Origin of the sequence: Actinacidiphila oryziradicis, assembly GCF_005047355.1 — a bacterium.
Lineage (GTDB): Bacteria > Actinomycetota > Actinomycetes > Streptomycetales > Streptomycetaceae > Actinacidiphila > Actinacidiphila oryziradicis.
Genome location: NZ_SUMC01000008.1, coordinates 122,934 through 141,845 on the forward strand (window position 1 = coordinate 122,934; position 18,912 = coordinate 141,845).

Annotated in this window: 21 protein-coding genes; 8 read left to right on the top strand and 13 right to left on the bottom strand. The window is 67.8% G+C overall.

The genetic code is table 11. The features are described 5' to 3' along the window. Positions 1-19 precede the first annotated feature (19 nt). A complete protein-coding gene (locus tag FCI23_RS11505; protein ID WP_136723399.1) occupies positions 20-226 on the bottom strand; it encodes a DUF5326 family protein in 207 nt (68 codons plus the stop codon). 119 nt (positions 227-345) lie between these two features. Continuing rightward, entirely contained in the window at positions 346-663 is a 318-nt protein-coding gene (locus FCI23_RS11510; RefSeq protein ID WP_136723400.1) for a cupin domain-containing protein, read from the bottom strand. 48 nt (positions 664-711) lie between these two features. Here FCI23_RS11510 and FCI23_RS11515 point away from each other — a divergent pair, with 48 nt between their 5' ends. The 4 genes from FCI23_RS11515 to FCI23_RS11530 all read left to right on the top strand — a co-directional run bounded on the left by FCI23_RS11515 (position 712) and on the right by FCI23_RS11530 (position 4,116). Further along, complete coding sequence (locus FCI23_RS11515; protein ID WP_136723401.1) at positions 712-1,089, top strand: phage holin family protein; 378 nt, start codon at positions 712-714, stop codon at positions 1,087-1,089. Between the two features lie 60 nt (positions 1,090-1,149). After that, entirely contained in the window at positions 1,150-2,301 is a 1,152-nt protein-coding gene (locus FCI23_RS11520) for a cystathionine gamma-lyase (protein WP_136723402.1), read from the top strand. Positions 2,302-2,622: 321 nt separating this feature from the next. Further along, entirely contained in the window at positions 2,623-3,522 is a 900-nt protein-coding gene (locus tag FCI23_RS11525; protein ID WP_136723403.1) for a LysR family transcriptional regulator, read from the top strand. Between the two features lie 81 nt (positions 3,523-3,603). After that, positions 3,604-4,116 carry an NUDIX hydrolase gene (locus tag FCI23_RS11530; RefSeq protein WP_136723404.1) on the top strand — a complete coding sequence of 171 codons (513 nt, stop codon included), beginning with the start codon at positions 3,604-3,606 and terminating at the stop codon, positions 4,114-4,116. A gap of 30 nt (positions 4,117-4,146) precedes the next feature. Here FCI23_RS11530 and FCI23_RS11535 read toward each other — a convergent pair whose 3' ends face one another. The 5 genes from FCI23_RS11535 to dnaB all read right to left on the bottom strand — a co-directional run bounded on the left by FCI23_RS11535 (position 4,147) and on the right by dnaB (position 11,014). Beyond that, the gene (locus FCI23_RS11535; protein WP_136723405.1) at positions 4,147-5,631 is read right to left on the bottom strand and encodes a globin domain-containing protein; all 1,485 of its coding nucleotides are present in this window, start codon (positions 5,629-5,631) and stop codon (positions 4,147-4,149) included. Positions 5,632-5,898: 267 nt separating this feature from the next. Next, entirely contained in the window at positions 5,899-6,534 is a 636-nt protein-coding gene (locus FCI23_RS11540) for an HAD family hydrolase (protein WP_136723406.1), read from the bottom strand. A gap of 173 nt (positions 6,535-6,707) precedes the next feature. After that, positions 6,708-6,869: a hypothetical protein gene (locus FCI23_RS56320; protein ID WP_169316767.1), complete on the bottom strand. Its 162-nt coding sequence runs from the start codon at positions 6,867-6,869 to the stop codon at positions 6,708-6,710. A gap of 304 nt (positions 6,870-7,173) precedes the next feature. After that, entirely contained in the window at positions 7,174-8,223 is a 1,050-nt protein-coding gene (locus FCI23_RS11545; RefSeq protein ID WP_265737737.1) for a WD40 repeat domain-containing protein, read from the bottom strand. A 25-nt stretch (positions 8,224-8,248) separates the two neighbouring features. After that, a complete protein-coding gene (gene dnaB / locus FCI23_RS11550) occupies positions 8,249-11,014 on the bottom strand; it encodes a replicative DNA helicase (protein ID WP_136723408.1) in 2,766 nt (921 codons plus the stop codon). A gap of 433 nt (positions 11,015-11,447) precedes the next feature. On the opposite strand from dnaB, the gene FCI23_RS11555 reads away from it, so the two are divergent. After that, positions 11,448-12,779 (top strand): MATE family efflux transporter, encoded by a 1,332-nt coding sequence (locus FCI23_RS11555; protein WP_246143643.1) that lies wholly within the window; start codon positions 11,448-11,450, stop codon positions 12,777-12,779. 47 nt (positions 12,780-12,826) lie between these two features. Here FCI23_RS11555 and rplI read toward each other — a convergent pair whose 3' ends face one another. The 4 genes from rplI to rpsF all read right to left on the bottom strand — a co-directional run bounded on the left by rplI (position 12,827) and on the right by rpsF (position 14,559). Continuing rightward, a complete protein-coding gene (gene rplI, locus FCI23_RS11560) occupies positions 12,827-13,276 on the bottom strand; it encodes a 50S ribosomal protein L9 (protein ID WP_136723410.1) in 450 nt (149 codons plus the stop codon). Between the two features lie 17 nt (positions 13,277-13,293). After that, complete coding sequence (rpsR, locus tag FCI23_RS11565; protein ID WP_136723411.1) at positions 13,294-13,530, bottom strand: 30S ribosomal protein S18; 237 nt, start codon at positions 13,528-13,530, stop codon at positions 13,294-13,296. A 68-nt stretch (positions 13,531-13,598) separates the two neighbouring features. Further along, entirely contained in the window at positions 13,599-14,219 is a 621-nt protein-coding gene (locus tag FCI23_RS11570; RefSeq protein ID WP_136723412.1) for a single-stranded DNA-binding protein, read from the bottom strand. A 49-nt stretch (positions 14,220-14,268) separates the two neighbouring features. After that, complete coding sequence (gene rpsF / locus FCI23_RS11575) at positions 14,269-14,559, bottom strand: 30S ribosomal protein S6 (RefSeq protein ID WP_136723413.1); 291 nt, start codon at positions 14,557-14,559, stop codon at positions 14,269-14,271. Between the two features lie 254 nt (positions 14,560-14,813). Between rpsF and FCI23_RS11580 the strand changes: the two genes are divergently transcribed. From FCI23_RS11580 to FCI23_RS11590, 3 genes are all read left to right on the top strand, one after another. After that, the gene (locus FCI23_RS11580; RefSeq protein WP_136723414.1) at positions 14,814-15,134 is read left to right on the top strand and encodes a hypothetical protein; all 321 of its coding nucleotides are present in this window, start codon (positions 14,814-14,816) and stop codon (positions 15,132-15,134) included. 135 nt (positions 15,135-15,269) lie between these two features. Beyond that, positions 15,270-16,409: a lipid II:glycine glycyltransferase FemX gene (locus FCI23_RS11585; protein ID WP_136723415.1), complete on the top strand. Its 1,140-nt coding sequence runs from the start codon at positions 15,270-15,272 to the stop codon at positions 16,407-16,409. A 60-nt stretch (positions 16,410-16,469) separates the two neighbouring features. Further along, positions 16,470-17,501, top strand: a complete 1,032-nt coding sequence (locus tag FCI23_RS11590) for an alanine racemase (RefSeq protein WP_136723416.1) — start codon at positions 16,470-16,472, stop codon at positions 17,499-17,501. A gap of 53 nt (positions 17,502-17,554) precedes the next feature. On the opposite strand, the gene FCI23_RS11595 is transcribed toward FCI23_RS11590, so the two are convergent. After that, positions 17,555-17,890, bottom strand: coding sequence for a GPO family capsid scaffolding protein (locus tag FCI23_RS11595; protein ID WP_136723417.1), 336 nt, complete (start codon positions 17,888-17,890; stop codon positions 17,555-17,557). Between the two features lie 3 nt (positions 17,891-17,893). Then, on the bottom strand, positions 17,894-18,874 hold the full coding sequence (locus tag FCI23_RS11600) for a BRO-N domain-containing protein (RefSeq protein WP_136723418.1): 981 nt from the start codon (positions 18,872-18,874) through the stop codon (positions 17,894-17,896). Positions 18,875-18,912: the final 38 nt, after the last annotated feature.

Sequence of the window (18,912 nt, forward strand, 5' to 3'; positions counted from 1 at the left end):
CCCTGTTCTCCCGTGGCGGCTACCAGCTGTCGCGGGAGGACGATGTGAACTTCTTCACCACGAACACCAGGCCGCCGACCAGCGCCGCGAACAGCAGCACCTTGAACAGCAGCCCGAACAAGAAGCCGATCACACTGACGACCAGGCCGCCGAACACAACGATCGCGATGACCGGCACCGCGACCCATTTGACCCACCAGGGCAGGCCCTTGAAGAGTTCGTTCACCGTCTGTTCCTCCGTTTCGAGTATCCGCCACCAGGCTAGGGCCCCGCGGGCCTCAGGAGGAGAGGTCACAACCCCCGTCCGCCCCTGACCGTTCCCCTACGGGCCCGGAGAGCCGGGCATCATCCCTCGGGCGGCGAGAAGACCACCAGGACCCGGATGTCCTCCGTGATGTGGTGAAACCGGTGCGGCACCCCGGCCGGCACATATACGACGCTGCCGCGCCCGACATACGTCGTCTCTTCCCCGACCGTGATCGCCGCCCGGCCGCTCACCACCAGATAGATCTCGTCCTGGGTGTGCGGCTTCTGCGGGTCGAGTTCGCCCGCGGCCAGCGCGTAGAGCCCGGCCGACATATTGCGTTCACGTAGAAAGCGCAGGTACGCCCCGTCGTTGGCGGCCCGCTCGGCCTCCAGGTCGTCCAATCGGAACACCTTCATTACACACGCTCCCTTGCCTCTTCAACCGCTTCTGCAACGATCACAACCATGAAGAACTTTGTCATCAAGACACTCGCCAACGCCGTTGCCCTCGGCATCGCCATCTGGCTCGTACAGAACATCACGCTCACCGGCAACAACACCGCTCACAAGGCGCTGACTCTGATCCTGGTCGCCCTCGTCTTCGGCGTCGTCAACTGGGTCGTGAAGCCGATCGCGAAGCTCCTTTCCTTCCCTGTGCTCATCCTGACCCTCGGCCTTTTCTCCCTGGTCGTGAACGCCCTGATGCTGCTTCTCACCTCCTGGCTGGCCGGCAAGCTCAGTCTCGACTTCCACGTCGAAGGCTTCTGGGCCGCCCTCCTCGGCGGCCTCATCATCAGCATCGTCTCCCTGGCCCTCCACATGGTCCTCCCCGACGAGGACTGACAACCCCCATCGGGTTGGATGGGTACGCGCACAACCGACACGCACCCAGGAGGCCGCAGGATGACACCGCCCCGCGCACACGAAGACTGCGCGCCCGGCGAGGGCGAGAGCACCCGTAGCGTGCACGCGGGCCGTCCCCCTGCGGAGCCGTACGAGCCCTCGCTGCCGGGCCCGGTGTTCGCGGCGCACTACCACCTCCCCGGCGAGGCGACGGGCCCGTACACCTACGGGCGGGACGAGAACCCGACCTGGACGCGGCTGGAGCGGGCGATCTCGGAGCTGGAAGTCCCGGAGGGCCCCGCGGAGACGATCGTCTTCTCCTCCGGCATGGGCGCGATCGCGTCCGTCCTGCTGTCGCAGGTCCGCTCCGGAGACACCGTCGTACTGCCCTCCGACAGCTACCAGGCGACGCGCAGCCTCCAGCAGCGCCTTGAGTCCTACGGCGTCGCCGTACGCCTCGCTCCCACCGCTGGCGACGCGCAGTTGGAGGCGCTGCTGGGCGCGAAGCTCCTGTGGATCGAGACCCCGTCCAATCCGGCACTGGATGTGTGCGACATCCGGCGGCTGGCGGAAGCCGCGCACCGGGCGGGCGTGCTGGTGGCGGTCGACAACACCCTGGCGACGCCGCTGGGTCAGCGTCCGCTAGGCCTGGGGGCGGACTTCTCCGTGGCGAGCGGCACAAAGGCGCTGAGCGGCCACGGCGACCTGCTGCTGGGCTATGTCACCACCCGCGCTCCGGAACTCGCCGCACAGGTGCGGCGGTGGCGCAAGACGGTCGGAGCGATCCCCGGCCCGATGGAGACGTGGCTGGCACACCGCTCCCTGTCGACCCTCGCCCTGCGGGTGGACCGCCAGGCGGCGAACGCGCTGGCCCTCGCGGAGGCGCTCCGCGACCGGCCCGAGGTGACGGGGCTGCGCCACCCGGGCCTGCCGGGGGACCCGGCGTACCAGGTGGCGGCGGGGCAGATGCGCCGGTTCGGCAGTGTGGTGTCCTTCACCCTGCCGGACCGCGATTACGCGGAGCGGTTCCTGGCGGGATTGCGGATGACCACGGAGGCGACAAGCTTCGGAAGTGTGACCAGCACAGCGGAGCGCCGGGCGCGGTGGGGCGGCGACGCGGTGCCGGAAGGTTTTATCCGTTTCTCGGTCGGGGTGGAGGACGCGGCGGACATCGTGGGGGATGTGCTGCGCGCGCTGGATGGCGTCAAATAGCACCAAACAGTCAAAAGGTGCCAAAAAAGGGCCAACCGACGGGGGTATGCACGGATTTGCCCATGCGGAATGGGTGGCCCGAGCCTCCCCCCTCGTGGCTCGGACCACCCTGGCTTGACGTGCGGAGATCCGCTCGAACAAGGCTAGTTGACTCTGCGTCAGTGTCCAATCACAGTAACGACGCAGACCTATCGATATATTTATAGTTGCGGCCCCTGCCCAGTCATGACAGTCACCAGGACAGCCCGCTACAGCCACAACTACAACCACACGAACCACACCAGCCACGCAAGACACAGAAGCCCCTCAAGGAGCGGCCCCATGGATCTGGCTCTGCTGCGCACGTTCATCACGGTGCACCGGGCCGGCTCCTTCACCCGGGCCGCCCAGCTGCTCGGGCTCTCCCAACCCGCCGTCACCGGACAGATACGCAGCCTGGAACGCCAGGTCGGCCGCCCCCTCTTCCTCCGGCTCCCGCGCGGCGTCGCCCCCACCAGCGTCGGTGACGAACTCGCCCACAAGGTCGCTCCGCACCTCGACGCACTCCTCGAAATCGCCGAGAACGACCTCGCCGACGAGTCCGGCAGCCGCACCCTTCACCTCATCGGCCCGCCGAGCTTCACCGCCTTGCGCGCCCTCCCCGCGCTCGCCGCGCTGGCCGCCGAAGGGCTCTCCCTACGCGTCGCGCTCAGCCGCGCGGACGAGGACGGGCTGGCCGGCCTCGCCGCCGGCCACCACGACCTGTGCATCGGCACCCTGCGCTCCCGCGACCGGCTGCTGGCCGCGACCCCACTGTGGGACGAGGAGCAGGTACTCATCGCCTCCCCCGGCTGGCAGGAGCGGACCGGCGGCCCGCAGGCGGTGCGCGCCGGCGGCCCCGATGTCCTGCGCAACGTACCCGTCATCAGCTTCGACGAGGAGCTGCCCCTCCTCAGCCACTACTGGTTGGCCGTGTTCGACACCAGGTCCACCCACGTGCCCGCGATTGTCGTGCCCGACCTGCGGGCAGTCCTGCTGGCCGTGATCGCCGGCGCCGGCATGGCCGTACTGCCGCGCTATATGTGCTGCGACGCGCTCAGCTCGGGCGCGGCGGTAGCGCTCATCGACCCGCCGGTGCCCCCGCTGCGTACGTACTTCCTGTCCGTACGAGCCGGAACCCTCGCCCTGCCGCACATTGCGAGGGCGCACGACCGGCTACTGCGCGCCGCATCCGCCTGGTAGCACGCCCCGCCGGGAACCGGGCGCTCCGATTCACCGCGCCCGGGGTGTTTGCCGCCTCCCCTGTCGCGGCAGATCTCCTGCATGTCCCCGGACTCCGAAGCCCGACCCACCCGCCCGGTGGTCAAACGCACCGCCCGCGCCATCCTGCTCGACGGCGGCCCCGACAGCTGGTCGCTGCTCCTGATCAAGCGCACCAAGCCCGGCCTCAGCCCCTACTGGGTCACCCCCGGCGGCGGCGTCGAGCCCTCCGACGCCTCGGTCGTCGACGCCCTCCACCGCGAGGTCGACGAAGAGCTCGGCGCCAAGGTCACCGATGTGGTGCCCGCCTTCGTCGACACCATCGAGCACATCGCGGACGACGGCTCGCACGGCGTAAAGGTGCAGTACTTCTTCGTCTGCCGGCTCGCGTCCATGGACCCCCGCCTACGGCACGGCCCCGAAATCGATGAGCCGAGCGGTGAGTACGAGATCGTCCGGGTGCCCTTCAGCCGGGTCGGCCTGGCCTCCGTGGAGATCGTGCCGCTCACCCTGCGCCACTATCTGGACGCGAACATCGAAGGCGTGCTGGGCCTGCTCTCGCCGGACCTCGGCTAGCCGGTGCCCGGCCCGGCGGCCGGCGCCGGTTCAGTCACCCGAGGCGACAAGCTCCTCGACCAGGTCGTGGCGGATCCGCTGCGACGGCACCCCGATGCCGACCAGTGACTCCACACCGCTGCGGATCATCCCCGGCGGCCCGCTGACATACGCGTCGTACTCGGGCCACGGGCCGCACTTCCGGACGAGGTCCGTCAGCGGCTCGTCCACCACAGCGCGGACCGAAAGCCAGGAGTGCTCCTTCTGAAGCCGCAGCATCGTGTCCAGGTCGTACAGGTCGCGGTCACTGCGCGCGCCGTAGAAAACCTCGACCGCCCGCTTGCGGCCGTGCTGAGCGACATCCTCGACCAGTGCCTTGATCGGCGCTATGCCGGTGCCACCGCCCAGGCACAGCAGCCCGTTGTCAGTGCTGTGGTCCACAGTCATGGAACCGGCCGGAGGACCGAGCCGGATCACATCGCCCGGCCGCGCCCGGCGCACCAGCGCGGTGCTGACCCAGCCGGCCGGTACCGCCTTGACGTGGAAGGAGAGCAGCCCGTCGGAACGGGGGGAGGAAGCGAACGAGTAGTGCCGCCACACCCGGGGCCACCAGGGGGTCTCCATCGCCGTGTACTGGCCCGCGAGAAAGGGGTACGGCTGGTCGGGACGGACCGTGACCACCGCTATGTCCGGGGTCCGCAGCTCGTGCGAGACGACCTCAGCCCGCCACCACGGCGGCGCGTGCCTCTCGTCCGCCGCCGCCGCGTCGATCATGATCTGCGAGATCGCCGTGTACGCGCGCACCCACGCCGCCTCGGTCTCCGCGTCCCAGACCGCCGCCGCGTACCTCGTCAGCGCGCCGATAAGGCATTCCCCGACCGCCGGATAGTGCTCGGGCCGTGTGCCGTACTTGCGGTGTCCCCGGCCCAGATTGGCCAGGTACTCCGAGAGCACCTTGGGATTGTCGATGTGCTCGGCCGCGGTCAGCAGCGCCTTCACCAGGCGGTCCCGCTGGGCGTCCATCGCCGCCGGGAACAGCTCACGCAGCTCCGGGTGCTGGATGAACAGCAACGCGTAGAAGTACGACGTCGTCTTGTCCGCGACCGGCGCCACCTCGGCCATCGTCCGCCGGATCAGTATCGCGTCCGGCGAGGGCCCGGCCCCGGCCTCCGGCGGCCGCGGCTGCGGCACTTCGGGCGGCAGCGCAGCAGCCGGGCGGCCGGCGGCCGGCGGAGCCGGCTGAGCAGCCGGGGCCGACGGAGGCGCCGGCTGGGCCGTAGGAGGCCCCGGACGAGCCGACGGAGGCACCGGACGGGCGGAACCCCTGCCGACGGGGCGTATGGGGCTCACGGGGCGGCTAGGCACTCCTCCCGCGGCGCCCCCCTCCCGCTCCGAGGGAGGGGACTGGCGCGGCCGGGGTGTGAACCAGCCGCCGCCACCCGCCGGTTCAGAGGCGTTCGCGGAGACATTCATCGGGGCGTTCGCGGACTCGTTGTGCGATTCGGAATCGGCCGGATTGGTGGTCAGAGCGTCCATGGTCAGCTTCGCCTCGAGCTTCTCCCGGTCGGATTCCGTACGTCGGCCACAGGTCCTGCGGGGAAACCGTGCCACACGAGAGCCGCGCAACGGACAAATAGCCGGAATCGCGGGAAACGGGGCCACCGATCACGTTATGCTCCGTCTGCTCACGGTGTGTATGCCGATCTCTCCGCAGTCGAACGCAGTCGACCCTACCTGGAGCGCGGCATTCCACAACCCCTCACAATTTGCGTGATTTCCACCACAAGTGATGTTGCGTAATATCTACCTACTTGACACCAATTCGTACGCCTCCCGGAGATCCCGCCCGGTGTACGCGTGCGTGGCCAGCCCGCTCACATGGTGATCGCCATTGACCGCCACCGACACCGGCACTGTCCCGAACAGCACCGTGTCCGACATCGAGTCGCCGTACGCCACGCAGTCGGCCCAGCCCACCCCGTACCGCGCGCAAAGCTCACCCGCGATCGTCACCTTCGACTCCGGCAGCAGAATCTTCGCCGGGTCCAGCACCGCCTCCGCCGGGAACGGCACTTCCGGGAACACCGAGGCCCGCGCCTCGTGCACGCCCCACTCCAACAGCCGCCGCACAAAGAAATCCGGGGACAGCGAGATCACCGCGCAGTATTCACCGCGCGCCGTGATCTCCGCCCACACCTCCCGGATGCCCCGAAGCCATGGCGCGCCATCGAACGCCGCCGCCAACCGATCCTGCGTGAGCGAGGACCACATTCCGTACGCCCGCTCCGCATACCGCACCGGGTTGATCTCCCCCGCCCCGAACGCCATGTCCAACGCCCGGAACTCCTCGACCAGCCCCAGTCCCTTCGCCAGCTCCACATTCGCCGACGAGCCGTACATCAACGTCCCGTCCATATCAAAGATATGCAACCGCCCCACGCCGTCTCCCCTGCCGCCACCAGACCATGACCCCCGCACCAGCACCCTGCCACATACCCCGTCCACCCGCCCCCCACCACCCCCGGTCACCGCGTGGGCACGCCCTGACCGGTCCCGGCGTGCGGACCGGGACCGGTCAGGGCGTCAGCAGGGCCAGGGAGGCGCGTGGACGGTCAGGAGAGGTACGACTCGATCACCGAGACGGCCCGCAGCGTCCCGCCGGCCGCGCGCAGTTCCTCCCGCAACTCCCGCGACCGGCGGGCCACTCCCGGGTCGCCGATGAGGCTCAGCACGGCTTCGCGCAGGACAGCCGCGGTCGCCTCCTGCTTGGCCACATGCCGGCCCCACTACAGCGAAGCTGATGACCAGAGTCCTACTTCAGCAGCTTTGCTCGCCTACTGCTCATCTACATGGCCGTTCGCTGAACCAAATCGGATCCCTACACCTGGTGTAGGGATCCGGAAAGGTCGAGCAGCACGACCTGCGGTGTCGCGGTACTTCGGCATTCGCGGTAGGGCTGCGGCTCTCGTACTTGAGCACTGCGCGAGACCGCAGCGCCGGTGGTCGATGCGGCTTCCGCCATCGCCGTCGACGCCTGTCGGTTCTAGCCTTGCCCCGTCCCACGAGGCCCGGCGCCACTCAGCGGGGTGGATCGGCGAGGCGACGGACAGCCACCGCTTCGCCTGCCTGGGTCGCGAGCCACACCGATCCGTCGAAACAGCTCAGGGCGGCGGGGCCGGTTCCCGGCAGGGGAGCACCCAGTATTTTGCCGCTGACGGCGTCCCATACGCGGACTGGGCCATCGTACGGAGCAATGAACAGCACGCCGCCGCCTGCTGCGGTGGCGCAGGCCAGGAAGGTCTCCGGGCCCGGTCGCAAGAGCGGGCCGATCGGTTCGCCCGTGACCGCGTCCCAGCGAGACAGGGTGCCGTGCATGTCGAGGGAGGCGAGCATGACGCGCCCATCGCTCAGGGCGAGGGAGACCAACTGCATGTTGTACTGACCGGGCCCGTGGATGGGGTTTCCGTACGGTTGGCCGGATGCGGCGTTCCAGCGGAGGATGCGGCCTGCCTCGTCCTCCGAGGCGATCAGCGGAGTGCCGTCGGGCAGCGTGATGGCTGTGATGGCCTTGACGCAGATGGTGTGGCCGGCCAGCGGCGGTCCCAAGGGCTCACCCGTCGCGGCGTCCCAGCGGTACACCGAGAAGCCGCAGTGGCCAGCCCCGGCGATGAACGCGCGGCCGTCCGGTAGGAGCCCCGTGGCCACGTCCCAGATGGTGTCATTGGCCGCCATCGCGTACCCATCCAGCTCCGCGCCGGTCAGCGCGTCGAGCCGCAGTACACCGTCTTCCGTGGCCACCGCCACCACCGGGTTGCGGCCCGGCGGTGAGGCGACCGCTAGCGCGTTGGGGAACCACACATCGTCCGAACGCCACAGCATCCTGCCGGTGGCTATGTCCCAGCGGCGGATCTCCTGGCCTTCGCAGGAGGAGAGCAGGACCACGTGCCCTGACCGGGCACGTGCCAACTTCGGCCAGAGGATGTGTCCTGGCTCGGAAGCGAAAGTCGTCACTCGTGCCGTGCGTGTCCCCTGCGGCATCACACCTCCGCGCGTCGCTGGTCCGGCTGACCAATGCTGAACTACTGGATGTTGCTGATGCAGTGCTGAAATACCCGTCCAGTTGATCAACTACATCAGTTTCCTACAGCCTGGATCAGGTCTGCGCCATGTCCACGAAGCGGGAGTAATGGCCCTGGAAGGCCACCGTGATGGTCGCGGTAGGGCCGTTACGATGCTTGGCGACGATCAGGTCGGCCTCGCCCGCACGCGGGGACTCCTTCTCGTACGCGTCCTCACGGTGCAACAAAATGACCATGTCGGCGTCCTGCTCGATGGATCCACTTTCACGGAGGTCGGAAACCATCGGCTTCTTGTCGGTCCGCTGCTCTGGGCCACGGTTCAGCTGAGACAGCGCGATGACCGGCACCTCCAGCTCCTTGGCCAGCAGCTTGAGGTTTCGCGACATGTCGGAGACTTCCTGCTGGCGGCTCTCGGCGCGCCGTGAGCCGCCGGCCTGCATCAGCTGCAGATAGTCGATGACGACAAGCCGCAGGTCGTTTCTCTGCTTCAGGCGGCGGCACTTGGCGCGGATCTCCATCATCGACAGGTTCGGCGAGTCGTCGATGTAGAGCGGCGCCGCCGACACATCCGGCATGCGGCGGGCGAGGCGGGTCCAGTCGTCGTCCGTCATGCTGCCGGACCGCATATGGTGCAGGGCCACCCGTGCCTCGGCCGAGAGCAGACGCATCGCGATCTCGTTGCGCCCCATTTCCAGGGAGAAGATGACGCTGGGCATCCCGTGGTTGATGGAGCAGGCCCGTGCGAAGTCCAGTGCCAGGGTGGAGTTGTGCACGACGATGTCGTCGGCGACAAAGTTGTGGGTGCCGTCGACGGTGAGGTCGTAGACCTCGTCCTCGCCGTCCGGCTCGATGGACTCGATCCGGTCCCACTGGACATCGGAGCTCGCGAGGTCGGCCAGGGTCTGCGAGTCGAGCGCCTTGGCCAGCTCCATCAGCCGGTGCCGACTGATCTGCCGGCCCACACGCCAGTTGTGGGTGCTCTGACGGCCCGTGCGCCTGTTCACCTCGGGCCAGCTGAGACTGCCCTTCTCGGCCTTGATCAGCTCCCAGACATCGCCGGGGATCAGATCGGTGCCGGGCCGTCCGTCACGGTCACCGCAGGCGCCCACGACCTCGGCGAGCTGCTTCTCCTGGGAGAAGATTCCCACCCGGGCAGCGAAAGTGCGGATCTGGTCCAGGTCCTCGATAAGCACCTCGTACGCGACCGTGCGGCGCACCACCTTGGCAACGATGCCGAGGCGCAGCAGCAGATGCCCGACATCGCGGGCCAACCGCTCGCTCACCGAGCGGTAGCCGATCCGGGGCTGATTGCCCGGCTCGGGCACCGAGGCCCAGCCATCGGTGGCGTAGAGGCGTGACAGGAAGAGCGCGATCTGCCGCTCGGGCAGCCGGAAGAACACCTCGGGGACGAATTTGTCGTGGCTGCCGAGCTCCATGAGGCCCCACTCCGAGAGACGCGTCGTGAGCGGATTCGGGCCGAGTGCGGCTGAGACGAAGGTCAGCACCGGGGGGTGCTGCTGTTCACCGCCGCGGGGACATAGCGCGGGCTCCGCGTATGGACCCGGCATGCCGTGGCGGACGCGGAGCATCAGCTGCGCTGCCCACTCCGTGGCGTCTTGGCGGATACGGTCAGCGCGGGCGGTGAGTCGGGGCGTCTGGCCCTTGAGCGAGCCGTCGCCCATGAGATAGCCGGTCAGCGCCACAAGCGCGTCAGGCAGCTCTGCGGACGCCTTCGCGGGCAAGGTGCGGGGAACGGCGATCCGGTCGCCCGGTCTGAGCTCTTGCAGCGGCACCCAGCCGCGAAGGGTGCGGAAGGGATGGTTGGCAGTGGCGCCGATACTCCGGCCGAGCTGCGTCGTAAGCCTGAAGACCGGCTTGCGGCCGTTTCTGTGGAAGGCCGAAGGTCTTACCACACGCATCCGCCAGCTCTCGTCCATGGTGTGGACGGCCAGATCCTCGCCAGCCTCACCTCGGCGGACGAATTCGGCCACGGTGACGCGAGCTCCCGAGTTCGCCTCAATCAATCTCGTCATGCCGGTAACGCACTTGCCCATCGCGGGCCTTGCCGCGATGACGATCATCTGGCCGGGGTGCAGCCCGTTGGTCAGGGAGTCCAGGTCCGTGAAGCCCGTGGGCACGCCGGACATCTGGCCGCTGCGTGATCCGATGGCCTCGATCTCGTCGAGGGCGCCTTCCATGATCTCGCCGAGGGGGAGGTAGTCCTCGGAGGTGCGCTGCTCGGTGACGGCGTAGATCTCGGCCTGGGCGGAGTTGACGATCTCGTCGACGTCGCCGTCGGCGGCGTATCCCATCTGGGTGATACGGGTGCCGGCCTCGACGAGCCGGCGGAGTACGGCACGCTCGTGGACGATCTCGGCGTAGTACTCGGCGTTGGCGGCGGTGGGGACGGCGTTGACAAGGGTGTGGAGGTAGGGGGCGCCGCCGACGCGGGCCAGCTCGCCGCGCTTGGTGAGCTCCGCGGCGATGGTGATGGGGTCGGCGGGCTCGCCGCGGGCGTAGAGGTCGAGGATGGCGGCGTAGATGGTCTCGTGGGCGGGACGGTAGAAGTCGGCGCCCTTGAGGACCTCGACCACGTCGGCGATGGCGTCCTTGGAGAGCAGCATGCCGCCGAGCACGGACTGCTCGGCGTCCAGGTCCTGGGGGGGCACCCGCTCGAAGCCCCCGCCGCCACCGCCGCCACCCTCCCGGTCGCGATCCCGGTCCCGGTCGCGACCATGGCCGCCGTCCTGCTTGCGGAAACGTGAGACGGAACCACCGCCGTCCGGCGGAAACGGCGGCTCGTCTCCCCACTGATCGTCCGCGGGTTCGGGTTGGCTCACCCCCGTCACCTCCTCCCGTCCGGCGGACCGCAGCGTGCTTCATCTTTCTTACGCCACAGCTCTGACATTCAACGCGCCCGACTCCGCTTCCGGCACGTCGGGGGAGGGTCCACCGTAGGGGTCACCGGGGCCGTCGGCCAAGACGGTTATCCACAGGCGCTGTGGATAACTGTGGATAACGGCTGCCATCCTGTGGAGAAGCCCGCCGAACCTGTGCACAGGGCGGGGGACAGTGCTGTGGACAAGCACACAATCACTCAATGATCAGCGCTCTGGCCTGCACTTTCTTCGCCTGGGCACTGTGGGAAAGAAAAACTTCTGCACCTCGCCCGAGATCGCGACAAGCGGCACGGACGAGATCACTCTGTGCAGTTGTCTGTAATAGTCATTAGCCACTTGCGCTCATTACATGTGGATGATTACTCTAGGTGGCGTGAACCTGGTCAAGGAAACCCGGCGTCGCCATGACCGGGAGATCATCGCCCTCGCTCTGCCCGCCTTCGGCGCCCTCGTCGCCGAACCTCTCTTCGTCATGGTCGACAGTGCCGTCGTAGGCCACCTCGGCACCCCGCAGCTCGCCGGACTCGGCGTCGCCGCCGCCCTGCTCACCACCTTCGTCAACATCTTCGTCTTCCTCGCCTACGCGACCACCGCCGCCGTCGCCCGCCGCGTCGGCGCGGGCGACCTCCCCGCCGCGATCCGCCAGGGCATCGACGGCGTCTGGCTCGCGCTCTTCATAGGCACCGCCGTAGTAGCGGTCACCATCCCCGCCGCGCCCGCGCTGGCCGACATCTTCGGCACCTCCGGCACCGCAGCCCCGTACGCGGTCACCTATCTGCGGATCAGCTCCCTCGGCATCCCCGCCATGCTCGTCGTACTCGCCGCGACCGGCGTCCTGCGTGGGCTGCAGGACACCAGGACCCCGCTCTACGTAGCCGTCGCGGGATTCACCGCGAACACAGCACTCAACGTGACACTCGTCTACGGCGCCGGCATGGGCATCGCCGGCTCCGCCTGGGGCACCGTCATCGCCCAGAACGCCATGGCCGCCGCCTACCTCGCCGTCGTCGTCCGGGGCGCCCGCCGGCACGGCGCGTCGCTGCGCCCCGACGCTGCCGGGATCCGTGCGTGCGCCCAGGCCGGGGTGCCGCTGTTGATCCGTACGCTGAGCCTGCGCGCAGTCCTGCTGATCGCCACTGCGGTCGCCGCCCGGCTGGGTGACGCGGACATCGCCGCCCACCAGATCACGCTGACGATCTGGAGCCTGCTCGCCTTCGCGCTGGACGCGATCGCCATCGCCGGCCAAGCCGTCATCGGCCGCTATCTGGGTGCGGACAACCCGGAGGGCGCCAGGGCCGCCTGCCGCCGCATGGTGCAGTGGGGGCTCGCCTCGGGTGTCGTGCTCGGCCTGCTGGTGGTCGCGGCCGGTCCGCTGATCGCCCCGCTCTTCACCGCCGACCCGGCCGTGAAGCACGCGCTCATACCGGTCCTGTTGGTGGTGGCGGCCACCCAGCCGGTCTCCGGCGTGGTCTTCATCCTCGACGGTGTTCTGATGGGCGCCGGCGATGGCCCGTATCTCGCCCGCTCCATGCTGGTCACGCTGGCGGTATTCGCCCCCGCGGCGCTGGCCGTCCCCCTCCTGGGCGGTGGGCTGACCGCCCTGTGGTGGGCCATGGCCTTGATGATGCTGACCAGGATGGCGGCGCTGCAGATACGTTCCCGCACTGGAAAGTGGCTGGTCACAGGAGCGGTTCGCACCAGCTGAAAAGGGCCCGGAACCTTTTGGTCCCGGGCCCTTCATCATGCCTTGCGTCAGGCAGCGACAACCTCGATGTCGAGGCTGGCAGCGACCTCGGGGTGCAGCCGCACCGACACCTTGTGCGAGCCCAGCGTCTTGATCGGCGAACCGACCTCGACACGGCGCTTGTCGACGTCCGGACCGCCGGCGGCCTTGATAGCCGAGGCGATGTCGGCCGGAGTCACCGAACCGAACAGCCGACCGGCTTCACCCGCGCGGGTGGCCAGCTTGACCTTGACGCCCTCAAGCTGGCCCTTGACGCTGTTGGCCTGCTCGATGGTGTGAATCTCGCGGATCCGGCGCCCACGGCGGATCTGCTCGACGTCCTTCTCGCCACCCTTGGTCCAGGCGATCGCGAAACCGCGCGGGATCAGGTAGTTGCGGGCATAACCCGGCTTGACGTCGACGACGTCGCCGGCGGCACCGAGGCCACTGACCTCGTTGGTGAGGATGATCTTGGACATGCTTCAGTCACCCTCTCTCAGCGTGCAGACGAGGTGTAGGGCAGCAGCGCCATCTCACGGCTGTTCTTCACGGCCGTGGCGACGTCACGCTGGTGCTGGGTGCAGTTGCCGGTCACGCGGCGGGCACGGATCTTGCCGCGGTCGGAAATGAACTTCCGCAGCATGTTCGTGTCCTTGTAGTCCACGTACACGGTCTTGTCCTTGCAGAACGCGCAGACCTTCTTCTTCGGCTTGCGCGGAGGCGGCTTCGCCATTGTCTCTCTCCTGTGTGATCAAGAAGTTGTGTTGAGCAGTCGCCCTTGGCCAGCCCTTTGGCTATCGCCTAGAAGGGCGGCTCGTCCGAGTAGCCACCGCCGCTGGAACCGCCGGAGCTCCCACCCCAGCTGCCGCCACCGCCGGCCTGCTGGCCGCCGGCAGCCGGAGCACTGGTCGCCCAGGGGTCGTCGGCGGGAGCCCCGCCGCCCTGCTGCGGGCCGCCGGAGCTTCCGCCCCAGCTGCCGCCGCCACCCTGGCCACCGCTCTGGGCGCCACCGCCGCCGTAGCCGCCGCGCTGCCCGCCGCCGCCCTGGCCACCGCCACCGGTGGTCTTGGTGACCTTCGCGGTGGCACGGCTGAGCGCCGGACCGACCTCTTCGACGTCCAGCTCGTAGACCGTCCGCTTGACGCCCTCACGGTCTTCGTAGGACCGCTGCTTGAGCCGGCCCTGCACGATGACGCGCATGCCGCGTTGGAGCGACTCGGCCACGTTCTCCGCGGCCTGACGCCAGACCGAGCACGTGAGGAAGAGGCCGTCGCCGTCCTTCCACTCGTTGGTCTGCTTGTCGAAGATGCGGGGAGTGGACGCGACACGGAACTTCGCGACCGCCGCACCGGACGGCGTGAAACGCAGCTCGGGGTCGTCGACAAGATTGCCGACGACAGTGATGACGGTCTCGCCTGCCATGGTGGATGACCTCTCAGCGGTTTAGCTGCTTGGCTGCTCGGAACCCGACTCAGTGCGTGTCGGGGCGGAGGACCTTGGTCCGGAGGACCGACTCGTTCAGGTTGAGCTGACGGTCCAGCTCCTTGACAACCTCAGGCGTAGCGTTGAGGTCGACGACCGAGTAAATGCCCTCGGGCTTCTTCTTGATCTCGTAAGCGAGACGACGACGGCCCCAGGTGTCGACCTTCTCCACCTTGCCACCGCCATCGCGGACGACAGAGAGGAAGTTCTCGATCAGCGGGGAGACAGCGCGCTCCTCGAGATCGGGGTCGAGAATAAGCATGAGCTCGTAGTGACGCATGTTGGAACCCACCTCCTTTGGACTCAGCGGCCACGGCATTTCCGTGGCAGGAGGGTTTACTTTGCGTCGCAACGGTACCGCGAGCCACTGACAGCCGACCTTGGGCGACCCGGACCTGCGCAGACACCGGTGCAGACGGTACAGACTACCCGGCACCCGCCTTGCGGTTGAAATCCGCAGGCCACGCCCTCAATCTGTACACATCGGCTGTGTTCGGCGCAGCGATGCGCCACCGCTCCATCACGGAGGTGCCCGTGGCACAGACAGTCCGGCAGCGGCAGTCCCGTCTCATCCCCATCCTCGACAGCGACGGCAGGGCTCATCCCCTGCAGAACACCCTGGCGGCGGTCACCGCGGTGCTCGGCGCGCTGGCGATCATCACAACGATCTGGCCGGGGCTGCACCTGATCAGCTCATGGGCGGGCCTGGTCGGAATCTTCACCGGTGGGTGGGGACACTTCATCTCCGCCACGACCGCCGAGCGGTTCGTCCTCATCATCGGGCTGGGCGCCTCGGCGGTCGGCTTCTTCCTCGGCATGGCCCATGGCGGCCTCTTCGGCGGCGTACTGGGGTAGCCCGGGGGTGACACTGGAGAACCGCGGGGCCACCGGTTATCCACAGGCTTGGGCAGCCTTCGGCCATGGCATTCCCCGTTCACAGTAGGCTTCGGCCCAGGACAGCCGTAGTCGCAGCGATGGGGAGCGCCCCGCATGAGCTTGACCCTGAGGACCATCAGTCGGGAACAGCACCTGGCGTACATCCAGAGCCTGCCCTCGGCGAGCCACATGCAGGTTCCTGCCTGGGCGGACGTCAAGAACGAATGGCGCTCCGAAAGCCTCGGCTGGTTCGACGACAGGAACAGCGGACTGGACAAGCACGGCGGCCTGGTCGGCGTCGGCCTGGTGCTGTACCGGCAGATCCCCAAGGTCAAACGGTACCTCGCGTACCTCCCCGAGGGCCCGGTGATCAACTGGTACGCGCCCAACCTCGACGAGTGGCTGACGCCCCTGTTGTCGCACCTCAAGCAGCAGGGCGCCTTCACCGTGAAAATGGGCCCCCCGGTCGTGATCCGCCGCTGGGACTCCGTCGCGATCAAGTCCGGTATCGCCGATCCCGACGTCAAGCGGCTGCGCGATGTCGAGGCCACCGTCATCGAACCGCGCGCCTTCGAGGTCGCCGACCGGCTGCGCCGTATGGGCTGGCAGCAGGGTGAGGACGGCGGCGCCGGATTCGGCGACGTACAGCCGCGCTACGTCTTCCAGGTGCCGCTGGAGAACCGCTCCCTGGAGGACGTCCAGAAGGGCTTCAACCAGCTCTGGCGACGCAACATCAAGAAGGCCGAGAAGCTCGGCGTCGAGGTCGTGCAGGGCGGCTACGACGACCTTCCGGTCTGGCAGGAGCTCTACGAAGTCACCGCAGTCCGTGACCACTTCCGGCCGCGGCCCCTCTCGTACTTCCAGCGTATGTGGACGGCGCTGAACTCCGAGGACCCCAACCGCATGCGGCTCTACCTCGCCACACACGAGGGTGAGGCGGTCGCCGCCGCCACGATGCTCATCGTCGGCGGCCACGTCTGGTACTCGTACGGCGCATCCGCGAACCACAAGCGCGAGGTACGGCCCTCCAACGCCATGCAGTGGCGGATGCTGCGCGACGCTTACGCCCTCGGTGCGAGCGTCTACGACCTGCGCGGCATCAGTGATTCGCTCGATGAGAGCGATCATTTGTTCGGCCTCATTCAGTTCAAGGTAGGCACAGGCGGGCAGGCTGCCGAATACTTGGGCGAGTGGGATTTCCCGCTCAACAAGCTTCTGCACAAGGCTCTTGACATCTACATGTCGCGGCGCTGAAGTTCCCGCTGCTGATCGCTGCCGGCGGCTGACTGCTGACGAAAGGTTCTCGTACCGACCATGGCCCTCACCCTGTACGTCGACACCGCTCGCTGGCGTGCACACCAGCAGTCCGTGGCGGGGCAGTTCCCAGGCATAGTCCCGGTCTGCAAGGGCAACGGCTACGGCTTCGGCCATGAGCGCCTCGCCGACGAGGCCACCCGGCTCGGAGCCGACACGCTCGCCGTCGGCACGACGTACGAAGCCGCCAAGATCAAGGACTGGTTCGGCGGGGACCTGCTCGTCCTCACCCCCTACCGGCTGGGTGAGGAACCGGTTCCACTGCCGGATCGCGCGATCCGGTCGGTGTCGTCGGTGGAAGGCGTACGCGGGCTTGTCGGCGCTCGGGTCGTCATTGAGGTCATGAGCAGCATGAAGCGCCACGGCGTGAGCGAGGACGACCTCGTCAAGCTGCACTCGGCCATCGATGACGTACGGCTCCAGGGCTTCGCCATCCACCTTCCCCTGGACCGCACCGACGGATCCGACGCCGTCGAGGAGGTCTTCGGCTGGATGGAACGACTGCGCGCGGCCCGGCTGCCCCTCGGCACGATGTTCGTCAGCCACCTCAAGGCCACCGAGCTCGCCCAGCTCCAGCAGCAGTTCCCCCAGACCCGCTTCCGTGCCCGCATCGGCACCCGCCTCTGGCTCGGCGACCACGAGGCCACCGAGTACCGCGGTGCGGTACTGGACGTCACCCGGATCGCCAAGAACGAGCGCTACGGCTACCGCCAGCAGAAAGCCGCCGACGACGGCCACCTGGTCGTCGTCGCCGGAGGCACCTCCCACGGCGTGGGCCTGGAGGCCCCCAAGGCCATGCACGGCCTCATGCCCCGCGCGAAGGGCGTAGCGCGGGCGGGGCTCGCCACGGTGAACCGGAATCTCTCGCCTTTCGTGTGGGCCGGCAAGCAGAGATGGTTCGCCGAGCCCCCGCACATGCAGGTCTCCATCCTTTACCTGCCGAACGACGTCGCCCCGCCCGCCGTGGGCGACGAGCTGGTGGCGCACCTGCGGCACACCACGACGACCTTCGACCGCTCCGTCGACCGCTGAGCCGGAGGGGACGGCCGCAACTATGGATTGCGGCCGCCCCCTCCACTGTGGGGTTACGGTCGTTGCCTTTGTCTCGCCTCTGATCCGTACAGCTCGGCCGTCAGTTGGTTGACCTGCTGGCTCAGCTTCTCCAGTCCACGGGCATTCTCATCGGCCGTCTCCATAACGGCCTTGAGCATGGGCCCGACCAGCTCTTCCACGGCTGTGGCCGCCGCCGTCCTGGCGATTTCTGCGATTCTGGCGTCATGGCTCGCGTCCCTCTGGCGTGGCCGGGAGCGGTTCACCTCCTCGGCGTCGAGCAGATACGCACGCACTCGGCGGGCAACTTCGCTGCCGAGCAGAGCATCCAGCTCCAGCAGGGCATCCGGGTTCATAACGTGTGTTCTCAACGCTTACTCCAGGATCAGGGCGTGCACCGGGTTGCCGTTCTGGGTGAATCCCAGCTGGCTGATACAACCGGCCTGCCGGAGAACCCGGAGGCAGCTGCTCGCCTCCTGCGCCGTCATCCCCACCTTGACGGCGAGATAGTCGATCGACATCTTGTAGTCGCCGTTCTGCAGCATCTCCGGCAGCAGATACAGCGCTACTGGCCACACGTCGCTCCCCTCCGGGATGCGTCGCCTCCACTGGGCCAAAATCGCATTCATGTCGGGCGGCCTCGTGGGCGGTGTCTCCGACTCACGGCCGGATTCCGACAACGGCATCCCCTGAGCCCGGACAAGCGCCTCCAGTGCGTCGGCGATCCGCGCCATGCTCTGCGCAAGGCCGACTTGCGTCTGCACAAGGTTCACGTGGGTTTGCATGAGGCGCTCCTGCGCCTGCGCCGACACCTTCTGTCCAGCAGCGAACTCCTCGTCCAGCCTCAGGTTGCGCTCCTCGAGGCGGGTGATCAGGTCGATCACCTGGTCGGGCATTGCGTAGGCCGTAGCCCCATTGCTTGTCGCTGTCGCGATCTCCGACACGGGGAGGCTGTACGAGCCCTCTCGTTGGACGGTCTCGATGACCTCGGCAACCCACTGTTTGAAGGGCTGGCACTCTGGCTTCGTGCAGCCGTTGACGAGCATGATCAGGCCTTGCAGATTCACCATGTTCAAGTCTCGGCGCCACCCCCTACCTGCAGGAATGCTGAGACCGTAACGTGAGGTTACGGTCTCGAGCCGAGAGATTCCGCCCTCGTGAACGTGATCTGCCACGGCCTTGCGCGGGTTCGTGTGGCCCAGCTCAGCACACACGTCCGTTGCCGGGAACCAGTGCTCTCCATCTGGCATGGTCAGCCGCCGAACGCGGGCTCCTGTCGCCGCGTAGACGAAATCGCTGACCTCGATTGCATCCTGCCGAACCGCCGTGATCGTCGGCATGTTGTGTTCGCTCATACGAACCACCACCACGACGGAACGTAGAGCGGCGTAAT

Bases quoted from the DNA above. Each gene is read 5' to 3' on its own strand.
- FCI23_RS11585 (WP_136723415.1), top strand. From the start codon at position 15,270: ATGAGCTTGACCCTGAGGACCATCAGTCGGGAACAGCACCTGGCGTAC.
- rplI (WP_136723410.1), bottom strand. From the start codon at position 13,276: ATGTCCAAGATCATCCTCACCAACGAGGTCAGTGGCCTCGGTGCCGCC.
- FCI23_RS11590 (WP_136723416.1), top strand. From the start codon at position 16,470: ATGGCCCTCACCCTGTACGTCGACACCGCTCGCTGGCGTGCACACCAG.
- FCI23_RS11530 (WP_136723404.1), top strand. From the start codon at position 3,604: ATGTCCCCGGACTCCGAAGCCCGACCCACCCGCCCGGTGGTCAAACGC.
- FCI23_RS11515 (WP_136723401.1), top strand. From the start codon at position 712: ATGAAGAACTTTGTCATCAAGACACTCGCCAACGCCGTTGCCCTCGGC.
- FCI23_RS11570 (WP_136723412.1), bottom strand. From the start codon at position 14,219: ATGGCAGGCGAGACCGTCATCACTGTCGTCGGCAATCTTGTCGACGAC.
- FCI23_RS11525 (WP_136723403.1), top strand. From the start codon at position 2,623: ATGGATCTGGCTCTGCTGCGCACGTTCATCACGGTGCACCGGGCCGGC.
- rpsF (WP_136723413.1), bottom strand. From the start codon at position 14,559: ATGCGTCACTACGAGCTCATGCTTATTCTCGACCCCGATCTCGAGGAG.
- FCI23_RS11520 (WP_136723402.1), top strand. From the start codon at position 1,150: ATGACACCGCCCCGCGCACACGAAGACTGCGCGCCCGGCGAGGGCGAG.
- FCI23_RS11535 (WP_136723405.1), bottom strand. From the start codon at position 5,631: ATGGACGCTCTGACCACCAATCCGGCCGATTCCGAATCGCACAACGAG.
- FCI23_RS11600 (WP_136723418.1), bottom strand. From the start codon at position 18,874: ATGAGCGAACACAACATGCCGACGATCACGGCGGTTCGGCAGGATGCA.
- FCI23_RS11510 (WP_136723400.1), bottom strand. From the start codon at position 663: ATGAAGGTGTTCCGATTGGACGACCTGGAGGCCGAGCGGGCCGCCAAC.
- rpsR (WP_136723411.1), bottom strand. From the start codon at position 13,530: ATGGCGAAGCCGCCTCCGCGCAAGCCGAAGAAGAAGGTCTGCGCGTTC.